We start from the raw sequence: 22,787 nt of genomic DNA on the forward strand, positions 1-22,787 counted from the left end.
GTTCACCGGCCGTCTCCCGCCCGCAGTTCCCGTACCGACCCCTGGCGTCCCGTCCACCACGCCTGCACCGCCGCCACCCCCACCGCGAGCACCACGACCGTGATCGCCGGTGCGGTCAGGGACCAGGGGTCGGGGTGGAGTACGGCCTCGTCCGTGCTGGCCGGTGCGGAGGGCAGGGCGATCGTGGTGAGGTCGATACCGGGGGCCAGGAGGCGGATGGCGGCCCAGCCGGTCAGGGTGCCGCCGATCGCGGCGAGGAGGGCCTGGGGGAGGGACTCCAGGACGAGGAGGCGGCGGCCCTGGGTGCGGGTGAGGCCCATCGTGCGCAGGCGGGCGAGGAGCGCGGCGCGTTCCGGGGCCGCCTGCAGCAGGGCGAGGAGCAGGGCGAGGACGGCGAAGCCGGCGCCCGCCGCCACCGCCGCCGTGTACAGGTGCCCGGCGCCGGTCTGCAGGGGCGAGTCGGCGTACCGGGACCGCTCCTCGGCCCGTGCGTGGACCGAGGCCGAGGCGGGGGCCGCCCGGCGCAGCGCGTCCGCGTCCAGGTGGGCGCCGGTGAGCAGCAGTGTGGTCGGGTGGGCGGCCGCCGCGGGGAGTCCGGCGCGGTCGACGACCAGGAAGTCGGCGCCGGGCACGGCGGGAGTGCGGTCGCGGACGGCGGTGATCCGGACGGTGACCGAGCTGCCGTCCTCCAGCCGTACCAGGAAGGGGCGTCGGGTGCCGTAGGCCCGGGCGATGGAGGGGGAGGCCAGGGCGGGGAGGGTGTCCGCGGCCTTCAACCGGTCGGCGGGGAAGGCTCCCAGGCCGGTGGCGGACGCCAACTTCCCGTAGGGGGCGGGGTCCACCCCCACCAGCTGTACGGTGTTCTCCCCGTCCAGCGGCTTCGCCTCGTACGTGATGCTCACGGCCGCCACCCCCCGCACCCCGGGCAGCTTGCGTGCCCGAGCGGCCAGGTCCGTCGGGAGCGGGGCGGCCGCGTCCAGGCGGGCGTCGGCCCCGACGGAGAGCAGAGCCGCCTGGTCCCGGGCCTCGGCCACGCCCGCCAGGACCGAGCCGCCGAAGGCCGCCGTGGTCAGCGCGGTCAGCAGGGCCAGCAGCGGCAGCACCGCGGAGGTCTGTGTGCGTCCCGCGCGGGCCAGGGACAGATGGCCGACCGCCCCGCGCAGCCGCCCGGCCGGACGGGCGAGACGGTGCAGCAGCAGGGGGTAGAGGCGGAGCAGCAGCAGGGCCGCGATGATGCCGGTCAGTACCGGGGCGAGGGAGACCAGTTGCCCGGCCGAGGTGCCGCTTCGGCGCAGGGTGGCCACCGCTCCGGCCGCCAGGGCCAGCAGCGTCAGCTCGGCGACCGTGCGGCGCCGGGAGGGCCGTAGCGCCGTCATGTCCTCGCGCGGGGCCGTCATCCGTACCGAGCGGTGGGCGAGCGCGGCGCGCAGCGGGAGGGCGGCGCAGGCGGTGAGGGTGACGGCGAGGGCGGCGGCTACGGCGTGGCGGGCGCGGGCGCCGGGGAAGAGGAGGAGCGCGGCTGCCAGGCCGGCCGCGCCCGCGGGTACGGCGACCACGGCGGTCTCGGCCAGCAGTCGGCCGGTGAGGCCGGGCAGGGAGGCGCCCCGGGCACGGAGCAGGGCGAGTTCGGTGCGCCGGCGGTCGGCGGCCAGGCCGCCCGCCATGAGCAGCACGACGACGGCGACCGTGGCGGTACCGGCGACGGCCACCGCGACCAGCGGGGAGATGCCCGAGCGCAGCCGGGAGAAGGCGTTGAGGGCGTCGTCCAGGCCGGTGCCGACGTCCAGCTCCGGGCCGGTGAGGGAGCGGGCGCGCTGCAGACCGGGGCCGGACTCCAGCGAGGCGACCGCGGACTTCAGGCGATCGAGGTCGTGGGCGCGCAGGTCGTCGAGGCGAGGAGCCAGGTACCAGTAGCGGAAGGGGTTCGCGCCGGTGCCCGTCAGGGCCGGAGCCGCCTCCTGGGGGAGCAGGAGCGCGGCGAGCCAGTAGTACTGCGGCGGGCCCGGATCCGGCAGCCGGGCCAGCTCGGGCGTGCGCAGCAGGGGAACCGTCGACCAGTAGGCACCGGCCGGGTCGTGCGGGACGAGGATGCCGGTGATCCGGACGGCGAGCGATCCGCGGGCGAAGCCCGGCACGTGGATGACCGAACCCACCTTGATGTGCAGGCTCTTGGCGGTGGCGACGGTGACGGCGGCCTCCACCTCGGGCGAACTCGCGTCCACCGGGCCCGAGGTGCGTGGCAGCCGGCCCGCACGGACGCTCGCGTGCCCGGCCAGGTCGCTCTGCGTGACGAGCGAGACCTTGGCGGCAAGGCCACTCGGCCGTGGGATCCACGGATCGAACACCCCTATGGGCGTGTCGGTCGCGACCCCGTACGCCGACTGGGCCCGGTCGACGGACAGTGAGTCGCCGACCGAGGTCAGCAGCTTCTCGTACTGCCGCCTCAGGACGTCGGGGCGGAGCACGGTGTCCGGGTCCTCGACGGACATGTCGTACAGCGGCATCAGCGCGGTCGCCCGCACGGTGGTCCGCTCGGGGCGGGCCTGATGGATGCTGTGCACCAGGCCCGCGTCCTCGTACCGGTCGACCGCGCGCGGGAAGGCGCCCGCCAGGCAGGCGGTCAGCGCGACCAGCAGCGCGAGCGCGAGGGCGGCACCGGGCGCGGCCCGCAGCCGGGTCCGCACCCAGGGCGCGACCGCGGCAGGCACTGGACTCACCTCACTCACCCCTCTGTTCGCGCAGTGCCCGGGCCGGATCCGCCCGGCGCACGGCCGTCACCGCCGAGATCACGAGCGGAGCCGCGGCGGTGGCCGCCAGCAGCGACACCACCTGTCCGATCGGGAGCCGGACCAGCAGCTCCGGCACGGGCCGGGTGGCCTCACCGGTCAGCACGATCAACGGGAGCACCCCCCGGGCCAGTACGGTGCCGAGGGCGACGCCCACCGCCAGCGCCAGGACCACCAGGACGGCCTGTTCGGCGGCAACCGTCCGGGCCAGCCGGCGGCGCGGGGCGCCGAGGGCGCGCAGGACCGCGAAGTCCGCCTCCCGCGCCCGCAGCGACCCGACGGTGCCGACGGCGAAGCCGACCGCGGCGAGGGCCGCCGCCACCACGGCCGCCGCGGCGAACGCGGCCGTGGGACCGGCGCCGAAGGGGTCGTCGCGCAGTTCGGCGGCGATCTCGTCACGGACCACCACCTGGTCCGGGTCGACGTCCGGCAGCGCCCGGACGGCGGCGGAGACCCGGGCGGCGTCGCCCGGCGCGGTGTTCAGCCACCATTCGGTGGGCGTGAGGCTCTCTCCGTACCGCGCCTGCAGCGCCCGGTTCGCGGCGCGCAGATCCACCAGGAGGGCGCCGCCGTCCCGGGCACCGGCGGCCGCGGCGGCGCCCGTCGTGGGCAGCGCGCGCACCGACCGGACGATCCGCACCGGCAGGCTCTGGTCGCCGATCGTCACGTCCACGCGCTGCCCGGTGCGGGCGCCCGCCGAGTCCAGGAACCGGTCGGTCGCGACGGCCGTCACCTCGGGCGGCGCGGGTCGCGCCACCCGGAACTGGACGGCGACGGTGGCGAGCGTCCGGGAGTCCGGCAGGTATCCGGTGCCGTAGGAGAAGGTCGGCGGCCGGGTGGAGACGACCCGGGGCCGGGTGGGGTCGGTGGCCGGGCTCGAGACGGCGGCACCGCCGGTCTCCACCGCCGTGGTCCAGGAAGCCGGCAGCGGGAGCGGATGTTCGGTCCCGTCGGTCCCGACCGCGGTCAGGTCCCTGACCGTGAAGCGGTGCTGTTCGGCCCCCTCGGTGGGCTGCTGCATGTCCAGCCGGAATGCGGTGAGGACCACCGGGGCGGAGGTGAGGCGGAGGTCGAGAGTGTGCGGGCGGCCGTCGGCGGGCAGCTGCCCGAGCGGCACCTGGTAGGCCACCCCGTACGGGTCCTCGAGGCCCACCGTGACGTCGGCGGTCGTCCCGGAGCCGGTGGAGCTGCGCAGACTCGCCGTCAGCCGCAGTCGCGCGGCGTGCGCCGGCACCCGTGTCCCGGCCGGGGAGTCCTTCGGCGTCAGAGCGGTCAGCAGCGGCTTGACCGGTACGGCCGCCAGGTCCGGGCGCATCAGCACGGTGTCCGTCGCGTGTGCGGTGTCCACGGCCAGCACGGTCGCCGTACGGTCGCCGGACAGCGGCTCCTCGGTGCGTGCGGCGGGGACGGCCCTGCGCACGTGCGGAAGCCCCGCGTACATGTCGGTGCGGCCGAGCGCGCCGTCTCCCCCGGACAGCACCCGTACCGGCGCTCCGGCGCGGAAGTCGGCCTGGTCGTCCTGCGAGCGGTCCCAGGAGGACGCCTGCCCGATGGCCAGCATGCCGAGCGCGACGGCGAGCACGAGCAGTAGCACCGGCCCGGCAGCGCGTGCGGTACGGCGGCTGAACTGCCAGCCGGCCAGTGCCATCGGCAGCCCCCGCCCGGCCGCGGCCCACCGCTCGGCGAGCCGTGCCACCGGCGGCAGCAGCCGCAGCGTCAGCACGGTCCCGGCGAGCAGCGCCAGCGCGGGCGCGGCGACCAGCAGCGGATCCACCCCGAGCGCCCCCGACCGGTCGGCGGCCACGCCGCCCGAGGCCTGCTGCCCCAACTGCCAGTACGCCACCGCGGCCACGGCGAGCAGGCCGAGGTCGGCACCGGCGCGCAGGGGCGAGGGAAGCAGACCGGCGCCGTCGCGGCGCGCACGCGGAGCGGTCCGGGAGCCGGGCAGGCCCGCGGAACGGCCTTTTCCGAAGCGGGAGACGAGCGGTCGGGTACGCGTCCGGCCGGACTCCGCGCCCCGTCTGCCGCGCCGGCCGGACTGTTCCGCGTCGGCCCCCGTCAGCGCGGGCAGCGTCACCGTCAGCGCGCAGCCCAGGGCCGCCCCCGCCGCCACGAGCCACACGCCGGGGCTGCCGCCGGGCGGCAGGTCCAGCCGCAGGTCGAGGCGGTGCAGCGGGCCGTGGGCGGTCAGCAGGGTGGTGAGCGGTCCGGCGAGCAGGGGCGCACAGACGGCCGCCGGGAGGGCGAGCAGCAGGGCCTCGGCGGCGGCCAGGGCCGCGATCCGGGCGCGGGAGGCGCCGCGGGCCCGCAGCAGCCGTGTCTCGGCCGCCCGTTCGGTGGCGAGCAGCCGGGCCACCAGCAGCAGCGCGTACCCGGCGAGCAGCACCAGCTGGAGCGCGACGATCAGCAGGGTGGAGCGGGAGACGAGCAGCGAGCGGTCGGCCCGGTCGAGGACGTCCGGCAGCGAGGTCGTCGACGCGGTCACGCCGCTCAGGGCGTCGGAGCCGCGCAGCTTCCCGCTCCCCGCCCGCGCCGCGTTCCGCAGCGCCCCGATCCGCCCGGTCGTCACCGAGCCGAAGTCGGCCGACGCCAGCCAGGCGGTCGGCCCGGCGCTCACCCGCCCGCCGGTGAGGACCGAGGGGTCGGCGAGCAGCGGCCCGTACGTCGTGAAGCCGGACTTCTTCACCCCGCGCCCGAGCAGATCGTCCAACTGCCAGTAGGGCGCGCTCGCGGAGGCGGGCCGGTACAGCCCGCTGATGCGCACCCGGACCGCCGGGCCGCCCAGCCGGTCGGCCAGGGTGAGGCGGTCCCCGGGCTTCAGCCCGAGCGGTCCGGCCGCCGTCCGGGGGAGCGCCACCTCGATCTCGCCGGCCGACCGGCCCGGAAGCCGGCCGGCGGTCGGCCGCACCTGGGTGCGGTCCAGCGCCGCGACGTAGGTCAGGTCCGGGTCGCCCGAGCGCCGGGCGGGCGGTTGCAGCGTGCGGGGCAGTGCGTACGGGCCGGAGCGGCGCAGCGTCCGTACGGTCACCGGCAGCCCGTCGAAGGTCCTGCGCGCGCCCTGCTGTACCGCGGTGTCGGCGGCGGCCCGCCGGTCGGCCTGCACCTCGGCCTTGACGACCAGCGAGGTGTCGGCCGCGTTGCGCGGGTCGTTCAGCACGCGGCGCAGGGCCGCGTCCCCGATCGCACCCGAGTACGCCGTGAGCGTCGCCAGCACGGCGGTCGTCAGCACCACCGTGAGCAGGGCGGAGCCGAGCAGAAGGCGGTGTGCCCGCGCGCGCGAGACGACGAACCCCGTCACCCGACCCCCGTGTCGTCCGGACGTTCAGAAGCTGTTCCAGATCTCCGGCGATGCTCGCAGAGGGGACGGCCCGCGGGTAAGCGGTTGTCGACCGGTCTATACCGGATCGTGACCGGATTCCGGCGTCGGACGACCGGAATCCGACGTTCAGCGGGTCCTTGCGCCCGGAATCCCCAACTCCGGCCGGGCGCCGGTCAGTCCGGAGTGTTCACCATCGACTGGGCCGCGTACGTCAGGTAGTTCCACAGCGTCCGCTCGTGCTCCTCGGACAGCCCCAGCTCGTCGACGGCCACCCGCATGTGCCTCAGCCAGGCGTCGTGCGCGGCCCGGTCCACGGTGAACGGAGCGTGCCGCATGCGCAGCCGGGGGTGGCCGCGGTTGTCGCTGTACGTGGTGGGCCCGCCCCAGTACTGGATGAGGAACAGGGTCATCCGCTCCTCGGCCGGGCCCAGGTCCTCCTCCGGGTACATCGGCCGCAGGATCGGGTCCTCGGCGACTCCCTCGTAGAAACGGTGGACGAGCCGACGGAAGGTCTCCTCCCCGCCGACCTGCTCGTAGAAGGTCTGCTCCGGAAGCGTGCCGCGCCGAATCTCTCTCACCCGTCCATGGTCTCAGACGGAGTGACCCAGGACTCGAGGCTTAGGACCGCCCGCACCGGGTCCGCCGCCACGGGCACCGGGTCCGCCCCTACTGTGGACACATGGGCGCCTATGACAGCGGGATCGAGGCTCTCGCCGCCGCGGCGCGGGCCGCGCTGGTGCGGGAGATCGACGCCGAGGGGGTCTGGGACGAGGACCCGGTGTGGCGGGAGGCGTTCGAGGAGGTGCCCCGCCACCTGTTCGTGCCGTACTACTACGTCGGCGTCCAGGAGGGCTACGAGCGCCGCTGGGGCGAGAGCCCGGACCCCGCGGAGCGGGAGTGCTGGGCGAGCGGCGCCTACGCCGACACTCCGCTGGCCACCCGGCTGCGCGACGGTGAACTGCTCACCTCCAGCAGCCAGCCCTCGCTGATGGCACGGATGCTGGTCGCCCTGCGGGTCGAGGACGGCAACCGGGTCCTGGAAGTGGGCGCCGGCACCGGCTACAACGCGGCGCTGCTCGCCCACCGGCTCGGCGACGACGATCTCGTCACCACCGTCGACCTGGAGCCGGAGATCACCGAGTCGGCCCGGCAGCACCTGGCCGCGGCCGGATACCACCCGGTGGTCGTCACCGGCGACGGCGCCCGCGGGGTGCCCGAACGGGCCCCCTTCGACCGGATCATCGCCACCTGTGGGCTGCCCACGGTCCCGCGCGCCTGGCTCGCCCAGTGCAGCCCCGGCGCACGCATCCTGGCGCCGCTGGCCACGGGCCTGCTCGCCCTCACCGTCCAGGACGCCGGGCACGCCGAGGGCCGTTTCCTGTCCTCGGCCGCCTATTTCGTGCCGCTGCGCGGCGCGGACCGGGCCCAGCCCGAGGTGGTGTCCCTGCACGGGCTGCCGCAGCGGGCTCGCGCGGACGAGCTGTTCCGCTTCCTGCTCGACCTGACCCGGGGCGCCCTCGATCCGCAGGAGACCTACGCGCTGTGGGAGCGCGAGGGCAGACCGGACCGCGACCGGTACGGCGTCACGGTCGACGGCGACCGCGTGTGGGCGTGGCTGGACGACCCGGAGGGGCCGTACACCTGGCCCCTCCGCTAGTCGTCCCGGCCTCCGTGCTGCTCTCAGCCCCTGCGGACCGTGATCGTCGTCCAGGCGCCGACGTGCACCCGGTCGCCGTCCAGCAGCGGCACCGGCACGAACGGCTGGATCGGCTCGTCCGAGCCGTTCACCGTGGTGCCGTTCGTCGAGTTCTGGTCGACGACCGCCCAACTGCCGTCCGGCTGCTGGACCAGCACGGCGTGCTGGTGCGAGACGCCCGGGTCCTCCGGCGGCACCGACAGGTCGATGTCGGGGGTGTCGCCGGTGGAGTGCCGGCGGCGCCCGATGGTGACCTGGTTGCCGGTGAGCGTGCGCTGCTGCTCGGGCGAGTAGGCGGGCAGGTTCAGACCCGCGGCCTCGGGGCCCGAGCGATGCATCATCGCCATGAAGTACGCGCGGTCCGGGCCGATGGTCGCCGTCCACGTCACCGGACCCTGTGGGGCCTGCGGGAAGCCGGGTCCGGGCGGGGCCTGGGTGGCGCCGGGGTGCGGATAGCCGTAGCCGCCGCCCTGTCCGCCGCCGACGGGACCTCCGGGGCCTCCGGGAGGGCCGGTGGACGACGGCGGGGAGATCACCCAGTCGTCGTCACCGCCGCCGAAGGCCGGACCGCCGGCCGGGGGCCGGCCGGTCTCCCGCGGGAACGCGGGCGGCGCGGGCGGGCCGGACTGCTGGAAGGCCTGCGGCGCACCGCCTGCCGTGCCACCGGGACCGCCGGGCTGCGGCGGAGCCGGGTGGGAGGGGGTGCCACCGAAGCCGGAGGGACCGGGCGCACCGGGGCCGCCGGGACCGGAGGGCTCACGGCCGAAGGGCGGCGGGCCGGACGGACCACCGGGCCCGCCGGGACCCTGGCCAGGGCCATAGCCGGACGGACCGCCGGGGCCACCCGGACCGCCAGGTCCCTGGCCTTGGCCGCCGCCGAAGCCGGAGGGGCCGCCGGGCCCCTGCCCCGGGCCGTTGCCGAAGGGCGACGGAGGGCCGGGCGGACGCTCGCCGCCGAAGCCACCCGGACCGCCTGCGGTGGGCGGCGGGCCGGACGGGCCGCGTTCGCCGGCGAACGGCGTCGGGCCCGACGGCTCGCTGCCGAAGGACGGGATCGGCTCGGCGGGCCGGTTCATCTGCGAGGGCCGCGAGCCCTGGTACTCGTACGAGTCACCGCTGCCGTACGTCGCGCTCGGCGGCTGGAAGCGGGGCTGGGGCGGGCGCGGGGCGGCCGGGGTGTAGGACGTGGCGGTGTTGGTCAGGAAGTTCCACCGGCACTCCTCGCAGAAGGGCGCGCCGCCCTCGCGGGGCGTACGGCACTGCGGGCACAGCTCCGGCTCGGGCCCGCCGGACACGGGCGGGCGGCCGCCGGGCTGGGTGCCCTGCGGGGGCGGGAATCCGTAGCCGCTGCCGGGCGGGGGCGGCGGGGGTGGAGGTACGGCACCGGCCATGCGGTGACCGCAGACCTCGCACCAGTCGTCGGAACCCGACTGGTGTCCGTTCGGGCAGGTCGGCATGTCGGCGCTTCCCCCTCTCCATCAGGGTCCTACTCAGTACTGTCAGGTCACTACTTCTTTACACGAACAGTCTTTGTGGACCGTGTCTCGAGAGTCATCTCGTCGGCCTCCGCGACCTTCGCCTTCAGTCGCACAGTACCTGTCGCGGCGTCGACCACGTCCACCACCTTCGCAAGCAGTTTCGCAGTATCAGCGTTGCCCGAGGCGCTCGCGAGCTGAACAGCGCGCCCCAGTTTGGCCGTTGCTCCATCGGAATCGCCCGCTTTGCGAAGATCGAGCCCTTGCTGGATGGCTTGTGCCAGTTCGGCCTGCCCGGTGTAGTGGGCGACTTGGGGGTTGATCGAGGTGGAGGCTGTCATGTCGTCGGTCCACACGGCCCGTACCAGCCCCTGCGCCCCGAGGTTCTGCACGCTTCCGTCCGGTTGCGGGACGACCAGCGAGACCCGGGCGGCGAGCATCTCCCGGCCGAGACCGGCCGCCGGGACCTCGACGCACAGGTGGTAGTCGCGGGACTCGTCCCCCCAGGACCCCGTCGGGTAGTCCCCGGCCCGCGGTCCGGCCTCCGTGCGCCGGCCGGTCAACTCCTCCACCGTGGGCGCCACTTGCTTGACGAATCTGATGGTCGTACCGACCGGCGTCCACACCCGCAGTGCGACGTCGGCGACCTCCTTGCCCATCGCCGTCTCCATCATCCGGGTGAAGTCGGCGGCCAGCCCCGCCGGGTCGGCGACGATGTCGGCCGTGCCGAGCAGCGCGGAGGCGATGCCTGTGACTTCTTTCACTTCCCAGTCGGTGCCCACGCCCCGCGCGTCACACGTGAACCGCCCGGCGCAGTCGTCGAGGGCGGCCCGGAGGTCCTCCGGCGACTCGTGCTCGTTGCGGCCGTCGGTCAGCAGGATGCCGTGGCGGATGGTGACGTCCGCCACGGACAGCAGCCGGTCGGCGAGCCGCAACCAGGTGCCGATGGCCGTGCCGCCGCCCGCGCTGAGCCGGCGCAGCGCGTACTTGGCCTCCTCGCGCGTGGTGGCGTCGGCGATCGCGAGCCGTCCGCCGCCCGGGTAGACCTCCTTGGCGACGTGGGTGCCGCCGACCACCGCGAAGCGCGTGCCGTCGCGCAGCGTGTCGATCGCGGCGGCCGTGGCGTCGCGGGCGTTGCGCATCTTGGTCGGCGGGTAGTCCATGGAGCCCGAGCAGTCGACCATGATCGCCACCGCGGCGGCGGGGCCCTGGCCGGGTGCGTGCAGGTGCGGGGCCAGGGCGGCGTTCCCGACCGTGCCGCCGCCGGTCGCGGTCACGGTGACGATGGCGTTGACCTCACGGCCGCCCTCGGGCAGGTACTCGTTCTGGTAGACGTCCACCGAGAACTGGGGCACGCTCGACTTCGCGAAATTGGCCATACTTGTTCAAATCCCCCTCGGACACCCCGCTGACACGAGGCGATGCGTGTAGACGGACCGGTCCCCTCCGGTCCGCCGAGACTTCCCCGTGGTGTTGCGGCCTCAGGCCGATCCTGCCCCCTGGGGCGGTGCCGGGAACGGCAGGACGGCCACTGTTACGTTGTCGTGGCCCCCGCCGTCCAGGGCGTGACCGACCAGCACGCGGGCGCTGTGCAGCGGTCGCTCGGCCGCGTCCGCCGGGATGACCTCGGACATCTCCTCGGCCGTCTCCGCGTAGTTCCACAGGCCGTCGGTGCACACCACCACGACCCCGGGCCGGTCCGGCTTGAAGGAGGCGGTGTGCGGCTCCAGTTCGTAGGCGTCCGCGCCGAGCCAGCCGGTGATCGCGTGGGCGCGCTCGTCGGCGTACGCCTCCGCCTCGTTCATCAGGCCGGCCGCGACCATCTGCGCGGCCCACGAGTCGTCCTCGGTCAGCCGGGCCGGGGGCGCGCCGCGGTCCGCCGGTACCCAGTAGGCGCGGCTGTCGCCGACCCAGCCGACCACCAGCAGTCCGGAGGTGACGATCGCGCCCACGATGGTGCAGGCCGGGGCGTTCTGGTGCGGGGCGTGCTCGCGGGCCGTCGCGGGCTCCTCGGCGAGCGCGTTGACGGCCTGTGCGGCGGCCACGATCGCCTCGTGCATCGCCTGCTGCGGGTGGGTGCCGCGCGGCAGGGCCGCCAGCAGGGTGTCGCCGGCCGCCTGTGAGGCGGCCGTCGAGGCCTCGTCGGGGCGGGTCGCCGAGGACACGCCGTCGCAGACGATCGCCAGGGCGGCCGACGTGCCGTCGGGCAGCGCGGTGCGGCCGACGGTGAAGTCGTCCTCGTTGCGGTGGTGGCGCAGACCGCGGTCGCTGACCGCGGCGACCGGGCCGGACTCCCGCTCCATGTGGTCGCGTTCGCGGGGCTGGGCGTGCCCGCAGTTCTCGCAGTAGCCGTCGTGGTCCACCCGGCCCGCCCGGCAGGCCACACAGACCTGCTGGGGGTCAGTCGGCACGGCCGGCGCGGCGTCGGCGGCCGCGCGCGGGTCCGGTGCCTGCAGCGGGTACTCGTCGGGCTCCGGGGGCCGGTCGAAGCGGACGCCGGGCGCGGCCGGTTCCTGCGCGGGCAGAGGCTTGCCGCCCGAGTCGGTGCCGGGCAGATCGGACGGCAGATGCGCCGCGGCCGGCGCGCTGCCGGAGCCGGCCGGCTCGGGGGCCGGCCAGTCCAGGCCGTCTCCGGGCACGGGGGAGCCGGTCATGGTGAGCGTCGGATGGTCCTGCGGCGGGACGGGCACGACGGACAGGTCGTATCCGCACGCGCCGCAGAAGAGGTCACCCGACTCGAGCGGCTCCGCGCAGCTCGGGCACTTCGACCGTGCGGCCTGCTGGGGCATCTGCGACATCAACTACACCCACGTCCGGGGGCGGTAACGGTTGGCCCGTTCCACCAGTTCGATCCTCTCCTCGCCGCCGGGCGCCAGCCGGGCCAGCGTGCGGTAGGCGCGCTCCAGGCCGAAGCGGAGGCCCCGCTCGTCCAGACCGCTGCCGAGCAGCACCCGTCCGCCGGCGGCGGGCCGGTCGGTGCCCTGGCCTTCGGAGAGTATCCAGTCCAGCGCGCTGCCGAGCACTTCGGCCGACAACTGCTCACGCCGGGCCGGATCCAGACCGTATGCATCCAGCGCCTCGACCTGCCCGGCGGCGGCCGTCAGGTCGTCAAGGAACGGTACGTCACCCGCGCTCGCCGTGCGTTGTCTGAGCCGGGCCCGGACGGCGGCGACCCGGGCGGCCGTGTAGTGGATGGAGGACTCCGGCACCGACTCCAGGGTCCGTACGGCACCGTGCCGGTCCCCGGCCGCGAGCCGCACCCGGGCGAGCCCGAAGGCGGTGCTGACGAAGCTCGGGTCGGTCGCCCACACCAGGCGGTAGTACTCGGCCGCGTTGTCCAGTTGGCCGAGCACCTCCGCGCACAGGCCGAGCGCCAGCTTGGGCGCGGCCTCGCCGGGGAAGGCGTCGTAGATCGCGTCGAAGGAGAGCGCCGCGCCCTCGAAGTCGCCGGTGACCAGGGCGGCCACGCCCCGATACCACACCACCCGCCAGTCGTCGGGCCGTTCCTCGTCCAGCTTGTCCAGCGACATCAGCGCCGCCTGGTGGTCGCCGCTCTCCAGCCGGGCGCGGATCTGCCGCAGCCGGGTCTCGACGGTCCGTACGGGCGCCGCGTCCAGCGCGCTGATCAGCTCGGCCGGCGCGGACGCCATCAGGCCGGCCAGGAAACCGGCGTTGGGGTCGCCGGGGTCGACCAGCGGGACGGGCAGGGCGAGCGCGGCGGCGGGCGTGTCGACCTGCTTGACCAGGGCCGCCGGGGGCAGCGCGGGGGCGGACTCGGCGGGTGCCGCCGCCCGCGCCCCGAACCGCGACACGTCCCCGGCCGACCTGGGGACCAACTCCGTGTCGGTGACCTTCACTTCGGGCCCGAACAGCGTCGACAGCGCGGGCCGGGCCTGCCCGGTCTGCAGCGAGACGACCTCGCGCAGGACCCCGGTCAGCTGCTCCGACATCTCCTGCGCGGAGGCGAACCGGCGGGCCGGGTCGGGGTCGGTGGCGCGGACGAGCAGGCGGTAGAAGGACTCGTACCGGCGGAAGACCTCGATGTTGTCCGGGTCGGGCAGGGAGTCCACGAAGACGTTCGTGTAGCCCTGGAAGTCGAAGGCGAGCACCGCGAGGGTGCGGCCCACCGTGTACAGGTCGCTCGCCACCGACGGGCCGACCTCGGCGACCTCCGGCGCCTGGTAGCCCACCGTGCCGTAGATCGCCGACTCGTCGTCGTCCATGCGGCGCACCGCGCCCATGTCGATCAGCTTGAGCTGGTCCTCGGTCTGGATCGCGTTGTCGACCTTGAAGTCGCAGTACAGCAGGTTGCGGCTGTGCAGATGGCCGAGCGCCTCAAGAGCCTCGATGCCGTAGGCGCACGCCTGCTCCACCGGCAGCGGGTCACGCCGGCCGTCCGGTGTGCGGCGGGCGTTGGCGATCTCCTTCAGCGACTTGCCGCCGACGTACTCCATGACGATGTAGCCGTCGAGGGAGCCGGTGCGCTGGTCGAGGTGCTCCACGAAGTTGTAGATCCGCACGATGTTGGCGTGCTCGATCTCCGCGAGGAACCGCCGCTCGGAGATCGCCGCCGCCATCGCGTCCTGGTCGCCGGTGTCCAGCAGGCCCTTGAGCACCACCCACCGGTCGGACACGGCCCGGTCCACGGCGAGGTAGATCCAGCCCAGGCCGCCGTGCGCCAGGCAGCCCGCGACCTCGTACTGCCCGTGCACGACGTCGCCGGCCTTCAGCTTGGGCACGAACGAGTACGGGTGTCCGCACTTGGTGCAGAACCCCTCCGTGCGCCCCGGCCGCTCGCCCCGGGCCCGGCCGACGGGAGCCCCGCAGTCGGACCGCGAGCAGAACCGCTTCCGCTCGGGCACCTCCGCGTTCTCCAGAACCATCGCGCGCGGGTCGGGCCGCGGCACCTGCGGCACCGAGACCAGCCCGGCGCCCAGCCGCCCCCGCGTGGACGTGCCGGAGGAGGAGCCGGAGCTGCGCACCGACACCGAGCGGCCGGTCGACTTGCCCGACAGGGAGCGCGAGAGCCGCCCGGAGACCGAGCGCCGCGACCTGGACGAGTGGGACGGCTGGGACGACGTACGCGCGCTGCGTGCACTGCCGCTGCTCGCCGAGCCCCTGCCGCCGACGGTGATGCCGGTGGGCGGCGACCCGACCATGCCGCTCCCGGAGACGACGGGGGCCAGGCCGCAGGTGTCGCAGTACAGCTCGCCGCCGCCGACGTCCTCGTACGTCCCCTCGCAGCCCGGCCGCTGGCACGTCTGCTGAGCCTGACTCATGACGACTCACTCCTACGGTCCTGAGGTCCGCCCTGCTGGGGAATCCTCGGTGCGCCGAACTGCTCGGCCGCCGCCTGCTGGTAGCGCAGGACCGCCTGTTCGGCCACCCGCAGGTCGCAGGGGGCGCTCCACAGCATGCGCCGGGCGCTGTCGTACCGCTCGATCAGCAGCGGGTCCTCGGCCAGGCCGTGCCGGGCCACCTTCGCCTTGTACGCGTCGAGGCGGCCGCGCAGCTCGGCCCGGACCGCCAGGGGCGCGGTGACCGCCGTCAACGACTCGCGGGCACGCAGCAGTTCGTCCTCGGCCTTCTGCTCCAGGGACTCCAGGAGCGGCGAGAGCCGGTGCCACTGCGCGTGCCGCCGGTACTCCGCCGCGGCCGCCAGCTGCTCCTGCAGCGCGGTCGGCGGCCCGCTGACGACGGGCACCTCGGTCGCGGCGATCTTGGCCAGCACCTCCCCGCGCGCGGTGCGCGCCTCGGCCAGGGTGCGGTCCGCGCGGGAGAGCACGTCCCGCAGCCGGATCAGCCGCGCCTCGGCGTCCTGGCGGACCGTCAGCACGGCGTCGATCTCCCGCCGTACGTCCTCCAGGGCGCGCGCCTCGCGGTCGTACACCGTGGTGTCCGGCCGGCCGCCGCCGGGCGCCGAACTGCCCTCGGCCGGCACCCAGAAGGCGAGCGGGTCCGAGACCACGTCCTCGCGCAGCTTGGTCAGCGTGCGCGTGATGCGTTCCAGGTCGTCGCCGGCCGGGTGCTCTCCGGGGCGTACGCCGACGGAGTGCGCGAGCGTGCGGGTCCGCCGGAGTTCCGCGGCGAGTAAATCGATCCGGGCGGGCAGCGCCGACCAGACCGCGTCGGCGGTGACGACCAGGTCGAGCGAGGACGCGTACAGCTCGTTCATCCGGTCGACCAGCGTGCCGAGCGAGAACTGCTCGCTGAGCTTGCCGGAGCCGGTGACGGCGGGTGTGCCGGCGCCGCCGGGCACGGTGACGGCCGCGCCGCGCAGCAGCTCGGTCAGCTCCGCCAGGTCCTCGCGGCTGGACCAGCGGCGCCGGGCGCGGATCTCCCGGGCGGAGCGCAGCGCGGCCGTGTAGGCGTCGAAGTACGCCCACAGCAGGGTGATCGACGCCTCCGCGGCCGCCCAGCGTTCCCGGGTGACGCCGGTCAGTTCGGCGCCTTCGAGAAGTCTGCGGCCCGCGTGGTCCTGGAGGGCGAGCAGCGAGGTCTCGATCGCCTCGTGCTCGGCGCCGAGCCGCGCCAGCGCACGGTCCACCTCGTCCCGGTCCATCACCGGCCCGGCGGGGTCCGTGACGCCCATCGATCACCTCTCGCTGCTGTGTGGTTGGCCTGGGTTCTGGGGTCGGTGGTCAGCTGGTGCGCAGGTACTGCGGTGCGGGCGGCTTGGACGGTCCCGCGTCCGTGCCCAGTGTGGCCGACAGCCATCTGTCGTACGACGCCTGCCAGCCGCTCGCGCGGTAGTCGACCAGGACCCGATTGACCCGGCGTACCAGATCGGTGGCGTCCTTCTTCATTGCCACGCCGTAGTACTCGGTGGTGAACGCCTCGCCCTTCAGTTCGACCGTCGGGTCCTGGGCGGCCTGGCTCGCGGCGAGCGCGCCGTCGGTGACCACCGCGTCGACCTCGCCGAGTTGCAGCCGGACCAGACAGTCGAGCTGGTTGGGGACGGTGGTGGAGATGTCGGTGGAGGCGGGCAGGGTGCCCCCGTCCCGGTCCGCCTTCAGCTTGCTGTAGGCGGTGGAACCGGACGCCGTGCAGATCCTCTTGTGCGCGAGCGTCTTGTCGTAGCCCGTGACGGAGGAGGACTTGGGCGCCAGCACCTGCTGCCCGGTCTTGAAGTACGGGGCGGAGAAGGCGACCTCGTCGAGCCGTTGGCAGGTGATGGTCATCGTGCGCACGACCATGTCCACCCGGCCGTCCTGGATGGCGGGAATGCGCTGGCTGGTCGGTATGGCCTTGAACTGCACCGCGGCCGGGTCGCCGAGGATGTCCTGGGCGATCCGGTGCACCAGATCGATGTCGAAGCCCTCCAGCTCCGCGCCCTTGGTGTTCGGGTTGCGGTAGCCCCAGTGGTAGCTGTTCTGGTCGACGCCGACGACCAGCTTGCGCTTGGCGCCCGCACGCGACTTGATGGCGTCGATGGTCGGCCCGTCGGCGCCGGACGGCGACAGCGTCTGCTTCTGCGCCTCCGAGTCCTTGCAGTCCCCGGCCCGCGCCTGAGTGCCGTTGGCCGTCCCCGGGCCGGCCGTGACCGCGCCCTCCTGGGCCGCCTGGGTCCGTGGCAGCAGAAGGACGAACGCCAGCGCCAGGGCGCACAGCACCGCCATCGCGCCGACTCCGCCCCAGCCCCGCAGGGAGGCCCGTGCACGTGCTGCGTACATCGTCCTGCCCCCTGTCACCGGTACTCCGAAAGTCTGCGCCCGATGCCGGCGACCGCGCCCACGGCGCCGAGGACCGCCAGGACCGCGGCGCCGACGGGCAGTCCGGTCATCGCGTCCCGCCCGTCACCGGCGGCCTGCTGGAACTCGGCCTGCTCGTGGTCGATGGCACGGGCGAGATTGCTGTCGACGCTGTCGAAGCACTCACCGGTCGCGCCCTTGCCGCCGATCACCATGTCCAGCGCCTGCTGGTAGTTGCCGTTCTCGTCCTCGGTACGGGCGGAGGCGTGACGCTTCTTCCACACCGCCATGTTGCCCTCGGCCGCCTGGACCGGCCGGGTGCCCGCCTGGTCGTCGGCCAGCCCGTCGGCCTCGGTGAGACCCTTGCCGAGCACGGTCATGTCCTTGTCGAAGTCGTAGTAGTACGCGTCGTGCTGCTGCCCGTCGACCGTGACGGTCTCGGCGCCGCGCGCCACCAGGCTGAGGTTCTCGTTGCCGCGTGCCTTCAGGGAGGCGATCCGTGCGTCGTGCAGTACGTTCAGCGAGCGGATGCCGTGGTCGTACGAGCCGTCGAGGCCCGAGCGGGCGACGGTGTGCCCGACGACCAGCCACAGCAGCACCACGGCGGTGGCGGCGGTGGCGGCGACCAGGCCGTGGTTGAGGACGCGGTTGGTGCGCCGGTAGGTGCGGTGCTGGGCCCAGCCGAGCGCGGCCAGGGCGAGCACGCCGAGCGCGATCGCGACCCACGGGTACGGCGTCGCGTCCCCGTAGTCGGCGTCGAGGCGCTGGTTCTCCTTCGTGTAGAGATCCTCCGCCGCCGGGAGCATCTCCTTCTGCATCTTCTCGTTGGCGTAGCGCAGATAGGCGCCGCCGACCGGATATCCCTGCCGGTTGTAGGTCCGGGCGCGCTCGATGAGGCCCTTGTACTCGGGCAGCAGCCGGTTCAGCTTGGTGATGGTCGCCTCGGAGGGCGAGCCGGGCTCCGCGTTGGCGGCGGCCCTGACGAGCCCCGCGGCGGCGGTACTGATGTCCTTCTCGTACCGGTCGCGGGAGTTCGCGGTCTCCTGCCCGCCGGCCAGGAACCCGCTGGAGGCGGCCGTGTTGGCGTCGGCCAGCGAGCGGTAGATGCCGGCGGCGCCGGAACTGAGCGGCTGGCTGCGGTGCAGCACGTCGTCGGCGGCGGCCGCCCGCTCGGACGTCTGCCAGGCCGTGACCGCGCCGAACGCGACGACGAGCAGCGCGAGGACGGCCCCGATGATCCGCAGGCGCCCCGGTTCGGTGGTCGCCGCGGCCCGCACCCGCTCGACCCCTTCGGCGAAGGCGGTACGGCGCGCGGGCGGGGCGGGGGAGACGGCCGGGGTGACGGGTGCCCGGCCGGGCTGGGCAGGGACACCGGGCACGGCAGATCCCGCCGTCGGTGGCGCCGTGCTGCTCTTCGGCGGGTGTGTCACTTGACCTCCCCCATGGTCATCCGTTCGCCGCCAAGTATCACCGCCCGGACCGACATCCGCACCAGCCTTCACTCGATCTTGATCGGATCGCAGCGCAACCCACGGTGTGACGGCGCGAGGGGCGGGCCGCACCACCCCCTGCCGATGAACACGCCGGGCGCATCGGATCGGTTCCCTTGCGGCCTCCGCCGGCCCTTGTACCCTTCGCCGACATGCACGGACGACCCAGCCACGGCCCCGGCACTCCTCGTATGTCACGCCACGACTGGTGGGGCGTGGTGCTCGAAGCACCCGATCCGCACGCTCTCGCCCGCTTCTACGCGGAACTCCTGGGCTGGGAGATCGCCAAGGAGGACGCCGACGGGGCGGCCATCAGCCCGCCGGAGGGCGTGGCCTACCTCGCCTTCCAGTGCGCGGCCGACTACGTTCCCCCGGTCTGGCCCGCCCGGGAGGGCGCCGGGCGGATCACGATGCACCTCGACTTCGAAGTGCAGGACCTGCGGGCCGCGGTGGCGCACGCGCTGGAACTCGGCGCCCGGGAGGCCGACCACCAGCCCCAGGACAACGTCAGGGTGCTGCTCGACCCGGCCGGCCACCCCTTCTGCCTCTACGTGGACGGCAGCAGCGGCCAGCACCAGCGGCCAGCACCATGGGACGAGCCTGAAGACCAGGGCAGTTGAATCCCTGCGAAGATCGCGACATGAACGACATACGCTTCCGCCTCGCCGCCGACGACGCCGACCTCGCCTCTGTCGTTCGCCTGCGTGACGATGCCGCGCGCTGGATGCTCGCCCGGGGCATCACCGGCCAATGGCAGCCCGGCGAACTGGACGAGAGCCACTTCCGTCGGGTCACGGCGAGTGGCGAGGTCTGGCTCGCCGAGGTCGACGGCCGCCTGGCCGGGGCCTGGGAGCTGTGGTGGGAGGACGAGGACGCCTGGGGGCCGCAGCCGCCGGTGGCCGGTTACGTCCACCGTCTGATGGTGGACCGCAGCAGTGCCCCGCCCGGGACGGGGCGACTGCTTCTGCAGGCCGCGGAGCGCCGCGTGGCCGCGGCGGGGCGGGCGTTGGTGCGCCTGGACTGCCTGGCCGGCAATGCGCGCCTGAACACGTACTACCTGAACGCCGGCTACCAGGCCGTCGGCCACAAGGCGGGCAAGCCGCAGCCGGGCGGCGCACCCAAGTCGTTCACGCTCCTCGAAAAGCCCGTACGGGTCTGACGCCGCTGAGCAGGGAGAACACGCACCCGGCTGGTCAATCTCCCCTCTCCCAGTGGGCCCGGGCCCGCTCCTGCGCCTCCCTCCCCGCCCCCAGCCGGTCCAGGCCCAGCAGGGCCGCGCCCAGGACCGGGCCGGCCGTCACCACCCGGACATCGGCCTTGGGGGCCCGGGAGGACAGCAGGTCGCGGATCCCGTCGTCCAGTTGGGCGTGGCCCGCGGTCAGGACGCTGCCGCCCAGCAGGACCGGAGTCTGTTCGCCGAGGAGGTCGAGGCGGGTGAGGGCGACCGTGGCCATCGTCGCGACCTCCTCCGCGAGGCGGTGCACGATCGTGCGGGCGACCGGGTCGCCCTGCGCGGCCGTCTCGAAGAGGACCGGCGTCAGTTCGTGCCGGCGGCCGTGTTCGAGGTGCTCCAGATGCAGGGCCTCGATCAGCGCGTACATCGTGGGGAGGCCGAAGTGGGCGGGGAGCGTGCGGGACAGGTCGGTCGGCTCGCCGCGGCCGTCCTCGGCGCGGGCGGCGTACCAGAGAGCCTCCTCGGCCAGGCCCCAGCCGCCGCCCCAGTCACCGGAGATGCGGCCGATCGCCGGGAAGCGGGCGGTGCGGCCGTCGGGGCGCATGCCGACGCAGTTGATGCCCGCGCCGCACACCACGGCCACGCCCCGGGGCTCGGCCACGCCCGCCCGCAGGATCGCGAAGGTGTCGTTGCGGACCTCCACCGAGGAGCCCCACGCGCGCGCGTGCAGCGCGGTCGCCAACTGCTCCTCCTCCACCGGAAGATCGGCGTTGGCCAGGCAGGCGGAGATGTGCGAGGCGTTGGGCAGGCCCGCGTCCGTGAGTGCCCGGGCGACCGGGTCGGCCAGCGCGTCCATCGCCGCCTCCACGCCCACGGCAGGCGGGCGGAAGCCGCCGCCGCGGGCCGTGGCCAGCACCTGCCCGTCGGCGGTGACCACGGCCACGTCGGTCTTGCTGTTGCCCGCGTCGATGGCAAGGACGGTCGAGGTCAGGCCCACGCCAGGTGCTCCCGGTTGTGCGCGATCAGTCGGTCGGTGAGGGTGTCGGCGTACTCGTACTGGCCGATCAGGGGGTGGGCCAGCAGCGCCCTGAAGACGCGGTCGCGGCCGCCGCGCAGCGCCGCCTCCAGGGCCAGGTCCTCGTACGTCGTCACGTTGGCCACCAGGCCCGCGTACAGCGGGTCCAGGTCCGGGACCGGGAGCGGCGCAGTTCCGCTCGGTCCCACCGCCGCCTGCACCTCGATCACCGCGTCGTCGGGGAGGAACGGCAGCGTGCCCTTGTTGAGCGTGTTCACCACCTGGTACGGGCTGCCCGCGCCGCCCAGCAGCGCCGACGCCAGGTCCACCGCCGCCTCCGAGTAGAAGGCGCCACCCCGCTTGGCCAGCAGCGCCGGCTTCTCGTCCAGGGCCGGGTCGCCGTACATCGTCAGCAACTCGCGTTCCATGGCCGCGACCTCCGCCGCCCGGGAGGGTTTGGTGCCCAGCTCCCGTACCACCTCGTCGTGCGCGTAGTAGTAGCGCAGGTAGTAGGAGGGGACCACGCCCAGGCGGTCCAGGAGGGGGCGGGGCAGCCGCAGGTCGTCGGCGATGGTGTCGCCGTGTTCGGCCAGCAGTTCGGGGAGGACGTTCGCACCCTCGGGGCCGCCGAGGCGCACCCCTGTCTCCCAGGTGAGGTGGTTCAGGCCCACATGGTCCAGGTGGACGTCCTTCGGGTCGGTGCCCAGCACCGCCGCGAACTTGCGCTGGAGGCCGATCGCCACGTTGCACAGGCCCACCGCCCGGTGGCCCGCCTGGAGCAGGGCGCGGGTGACGATGCCGACCGGGTTGGTGAAGTCGATGATCCAGGCGCGGGGGTTCGTCCGGCGGACCCGCTCGGCGATGTCGAGGACGACGGGGACCGTGCGCAGTGCCTTGGCGAGGCCCCCCGCGCCGGTCGTCTCCTGGCCGATGCAGCCGCACTCCAGCGGCCAGGTCTCGTCCTGCTCGCGGGCCGCCTGACCGCCGACACGGAGCTGGAGCAGTACGGCGTCGGCGCCGTCGACTCCCGCGTCCAGGTCGGAGGTCGTGACGATCCGGCCGGGATGCGCCTGCTTGGCGAAGATCCGGCGGGCCAGACCGCCCACCAGTTCCAGGCGTTCGGCGGCCGGGTCCACGAGTACCAGTTCCTCGATGGGCAGGGTGTCCCTGAGGCGTGCGAAGCCGTCGATGAGTTCGGGGGTGTAGGTCGAGCCTCCGCCGACCACGGTGAGTTTCATGTACGGATTAACCCTTCACTCCGGTGAGCGTGACGCCTTCCACGAACGCCTTCTGGGCGAAGAAGAACACGAGGATCACGGGGGCCATGACCAGCACGGTCGCGGCCATGGTCAGGTTCCAGTCGGTGTGGTGCGCGCCCTTGAAGGACTCCAGGCCGTAGGAGAGGGTCCAGGCGCCGGGGTTCTCCGAGGCGTAGATCTGGGGGCCGAAGTAGTCGTTCCAGGCGTAGAAGAACTGGAAGAGGGCGACGGCGGCGATGCCCGGCTTCGCCATCGGCAGGACCACCCGCAGCAGGGTGCGCAGGTCGCCGCAGCCGTCCACCTTCGCCGCGTCGACGTACTCGTTCGGGATCGTCATCAGGAACTGGCGCAGCAGGAAGATCGAGAACGCGTCCCCGAACGCCATCGGGACGATCAGCGGCCACAGTGTGCCCGACAGGTCCAGCTGCTTCGCCCAGAACAGGTACATCGGGATGATGATCACCTGCGGGGGCAGCATCATCATCGAGATCACCAGCATGAGGGACAGATTGCGGCCCCGGAAGCGGAACTTCGCGAGCGCGTACGCCACCGGTATGGACGACACCACGGTCAGTACGGTGCCGAGGCCGGCGTAGATCAGCGTGTTCTTCCACCAGGTCAGGAAGCCGGGGGTGTCGAAGACCTTCTTGTAGTTGCCCCACTCCCAGGTGTGCGGGATCAGGTCCCGGCTCAGGGCCTGGCTGTCGCTCATCAGCGAGGTCAGGAACACGAACACGAAGGGCAGCGTGAAGAACAGCGCGGCGGCGACCCCGAGGGAGTGGATCGCGATCCATTCGAGCAGTGCCCTGCGGCGGGCGGTGCGCTCCGCCCCGGACAGCGGCGGCGCCGGCTTCACCGGCTGGTCCAGTACGTGGGTCATGG

General features: G+C 74.0%; 16 protein-coding genes. 3 read left to right on the top strand and 13 right to left on the bottom strand.

Translation table 11 applies throughout. The features are described from left to right. Positions 1-2: 2 nt before the first annotated feature. From ABZ471_RS24855 to ABZ471_RS24865, 3 genes are all read right to left on the bottom strand, one after another. Positions 3-2,717: an FtsX-like permease family protein gene (locus tag ABZ471_RS24855; RefSeq protein WP_359069066.1), complete on the bottom strand. Its 2,715-nt coding sequence runs from the start codon at positions 2,715-2,717 to the stop codon at positions 3-5. A 1-nt stretch (position 2,718) separates the two neighbouring features. Next, positions 2,719-6,084 carry an FtsX-like permease family protein gene (locus tag ABZ471_RS24860; protein WP_359069068.1) on the bottom strand — a complete coding sequence of 1,122 codons (3,366 nt, stop codon included), beginning with the start codon at positions 6,082-6,084 and terminating at the stop codon, positions 2,719-2,721. A gap of 194 nt (positions 6,085-6,278) precedes the next feature. After that, positions 6,279-6,683, bottom strand: coding sequence for a globin (locus ABZ471_RS24865; protein WP_359069069.1), 405 nt, complete (start codon positions 6,681-6,683; stop codon positions 6,279-6,281). A 101-nt stretch (positions 6,684-6,784) separates the two neighbouring features. On the opposite strand from ABZ471_RS24865, the gene ABZ471_RS24870 reads away from it, so the two are divergent. Further along, positions 6,785-7,762, top strand: coding sequence for a methyltransferase domain-containing protein (locus ABZ471_RS24870; RefSeq protein ID WP_359069070.1), 978 nt, complete (start codon positions 6,785-6,787; stop codon positions 7,760-7,762). 23 nt (positions 7,763-7,785) lie between these two features. On the opposite strand, the gene ABZ471_RS24875 is transcribed toward ABZ471_RS24870, so the two are convergent. The 7 genes from ABZ471_RS24875 to ABZ471_RS24905 all read right to left on the bottom strand — a co-directional run bounded on the left by ABZ471_RS24875 (position 7,786) and on the right by ABZ471_RS24905 (position 18,346). After that, positions 7,786-9,258 carry an FHA domain-containing protein gene (locus ABZ471_RS24875; protein WP_359069072.1) on the bottom strand — a complete coding sequence of 491 codons (1,473 nt, stop codon included), beginning with the start codon at positions 9,256-9,258 and terminating at the stop codon, positions 7,786-7,788. A 50-nt stretch (positions 9,259-9,308) separates the two neighbouring features. Next, positions 9,309-10,655 carry a VWA domain-containing protein gene (locus ABZ471_RS24880; RefSeq protein WP_359069073.1) on the bottom strand — a complete coding sequence of 449 codons (1,347 nt, stop codon included), beginning with the start codon at positions 10,653-10,655 and terminating at the stop codon, positions 9,309-9,311. 102 nt (positions 10,656-10,757) lie between these two features. Continuing rightward, positions 10,758-12,074, bottom strand: coding sequence for a protein phosphatase 2C domain-containing protein (locus tag ABZ471_RS24885; protein WP_359069075.1), 1,317 nt, complete (start codon positions 12,072-12,074; stop codon positions 10,758-10,760). Between the two features lie 3 nt (positions 12,075-12,077). Further along, the gene (locus tag ABZ471_RS24890; RefSeq protein WP_359069076.1) at positions 12,078-14,555 is read right to left on the bottom strand and encodes a tetratricopeptide repeat protein; all 2,478 of its coding nucleotides are present in this window, start codon (positions 14,553-14,555) and stop codon (positions 12,078-12,080) included. After that, on the bottom strand, positions 14,552-15,868 hold the full coding sequence (locus ABZ471_RS24895) for a hypothetical protein (RefSeq protein ID WP_359069078.1): 1,317 nt from the start codon (positions 15,866-15,868) through the stop codon (positions 14,552-14,554). The genes ABZ471_RS24890 and ABZ471_RS24895 overlap by 4 nt, the downstream gene beginning before the upstream one ends. A 49-nt stretch (positions 15,869-15,917) precedes the next feature. Further along, positions 15,918-16,949, bottom strand: a complete 1,032-nt coding sequence (locus tag ABZ471_RS24900) for a glutamate ABC transporter substrate-binding protein (RefSeq protein ID WP_359069079.1) — start codon at positions 16,947-16,949, stop codon at positions 15,918-15,920. A gap of 14 nt (positions 16,950-16,963) precedes the next feature. Further along, on the bottom strand, positions 16,964-18,346 hold the full coding sequence (locus ABZ471_RS24905) for a hypothetical protein (RefSeq protein WP_359069081.1): 1,383 nt from the start codon (positions 18,344-18,346) through the stop codon (positions 16,964-16,966). A gap of 263 nt (positions 18,347-18,609) precedes the next feature. On the opposite strand from ABZ471_RS24905, the gene ABZ471_RS24910 reads away from it, so the two are divergent. Then, positions 18,610-19,077, top strand: a complete 468-nt coding sequence (locus ABZ471_RS24910) for a VOC family protein (RefSeq protein WP_359069083.1) — start codon at positions 18,610-18,612, stop codon at positions 19,075-19,077. Positions 19,078-19,097: 20 nt separating this feature from the next. Beyond that, complete coding sequence (locus ABZ471_RS24915; protein ID WP_359069084.1) at positions 19,098-19,616, top strand: GNAT family N-acetyltransferase; 519 nt, start codon at positions 19,098-19,100, stop codon at positions 19,614-19,616. Positions 19,617-19,650: 34 nt separating this feature from the next. On the opposite strand, the gene ABZ471_RS24920 is transcribed toward ABZ471_RS24915, so the two are convergent. The 3 genes from ABZ471_RS24920 to ABZ471_RS24930 are packed head-to-tail and all read right to left on the bottom strand — an operon-like array spanning position 19,651 to position 22,785. Further along, positions 19,651-20,628: a BadF/BadG/BcrA/BcrD ATPase family protein gene (locus ABZ471_RS24920; RefSeq protein WP_359069086.1), complete on the bottom strand. Its 978-nt coding sequence runs from the start codon at positions 20,626-20,628 to the stop codon at positions 19,651-19,653. Beyond that, entirely contained in the window at positions 20,619-21,884 is a 1,266-nt protein-coding gene (locus ABZ471_RS24925; RefSeq protein ID WP_359069088.1) for a 6-phospho-beta-glucosidase, read from the bottom strand. Before ABZ471_RS24925 ends, ABZ471_RS24920 begins: the two co-directional genes overlap by 10 nt. A gap of 7 nt (positions 21,885-21,891) precedes the next feature. Further along, positions 21,892-22,785 carry a carbohydrate ABC transporter permease gene (locus ABZ471_RS24930; protein WP_359069089.1) on the bottom strand — a complete coding sequence of 298 codons (894 nt, stop codon included), beginning with the start codon at positions 22,783-22,785 and terminating at the stop codon, positions 21,892-21,894. Between the last annotated feature and the right edge of the window lie 2 nt (positions 22,786-22,787).

It is taken from the genome of Streptomyces sp. NPDC005728, from assembly GCF_040630895.1.
GTDB lineage: Bacteria > Actinomycetota > Actinomycetes > Streptomycetales > Streptomycetaceae > Streptomyces.

Coding starts and splice junctions, on each gene's coding strand:
- ABZ471_RS24875 (WP_359069072.1), bottom strand. CDS start 9,258: ATGCCGACCTGCCCGAACGGACACCAGTCGGGTTCCGACGACTGGTGC.
- ABZ471_RS24915 (WP_359069084.1), top strand. CDS start 19,098: ATGAACGACATACGCTTCCGCCTCGCCGCCGACGACGCCGACCTCGCC.
- ABZ471_RS24885 (WP_359069075.1), bottom strand. CDS start 12,074: ATGTCGCAGATGCCCCAGCAGGCCGCACGGTCGAAGTGCCCGAGCTGC.
- ABZ471_RS24910 (WP_359069083.1), top strand. CDS start 18,610: ATGCACGGACGACCCAGCCACGGCCCCGGCACTCCTCGTATGTCACGC.
- ABZ471_RS24895 (WP_359069078.1), bottom strand. CDS start 15,868: ATGGGCGTCACGGACCCCGCCGGGCCGGTGATGGACCGGGACGAGGTG.
- ABZ471_RS24880 (WP_359069073.1), bottom strand. CDS start 10,655: ATGGCCAATTTCGCGAAGTCGAGCGTGCCCCAGTTCTCGGTGGACGTC.
- ABZ471_RS24900 (WP_359069079.1), bottom strand. CDS start 16,949: ATGTACGCAGCACGTGCACGGGCCTCCCTGCGGGGCTGGGGCGGAGTC.
- ABZ471_RS24890 (WP_359069076.1), bottom strand. CDS start 14,555: ATGAGTCAGGCTCAGCAGACGTGCCAGCGGCCGGGCTGCGAGGGGACG.
- ABZ471_RS24930 (WP_359069089.1), bottom strand. CDS start 22,785: ATGACCCACGTACTGGACCAGCCGGTGAAGCCGGCGCCGCCGCTGTCC.
- ABZ471_RS24925 (WP_359069088.1), bottom strand. CDS start 21,884: ATGAAACTCACCGTGGTCGGCGGAGGCTCGACCTACACCCCCGAACTC.
- ABZ471_RS24870 (WP_359069070.1), top strand. CDS start 6,785: ATGGGCGCCTATGACAGCGGGATCGAGGCTCTCGCCGCCGCGGCGCGG.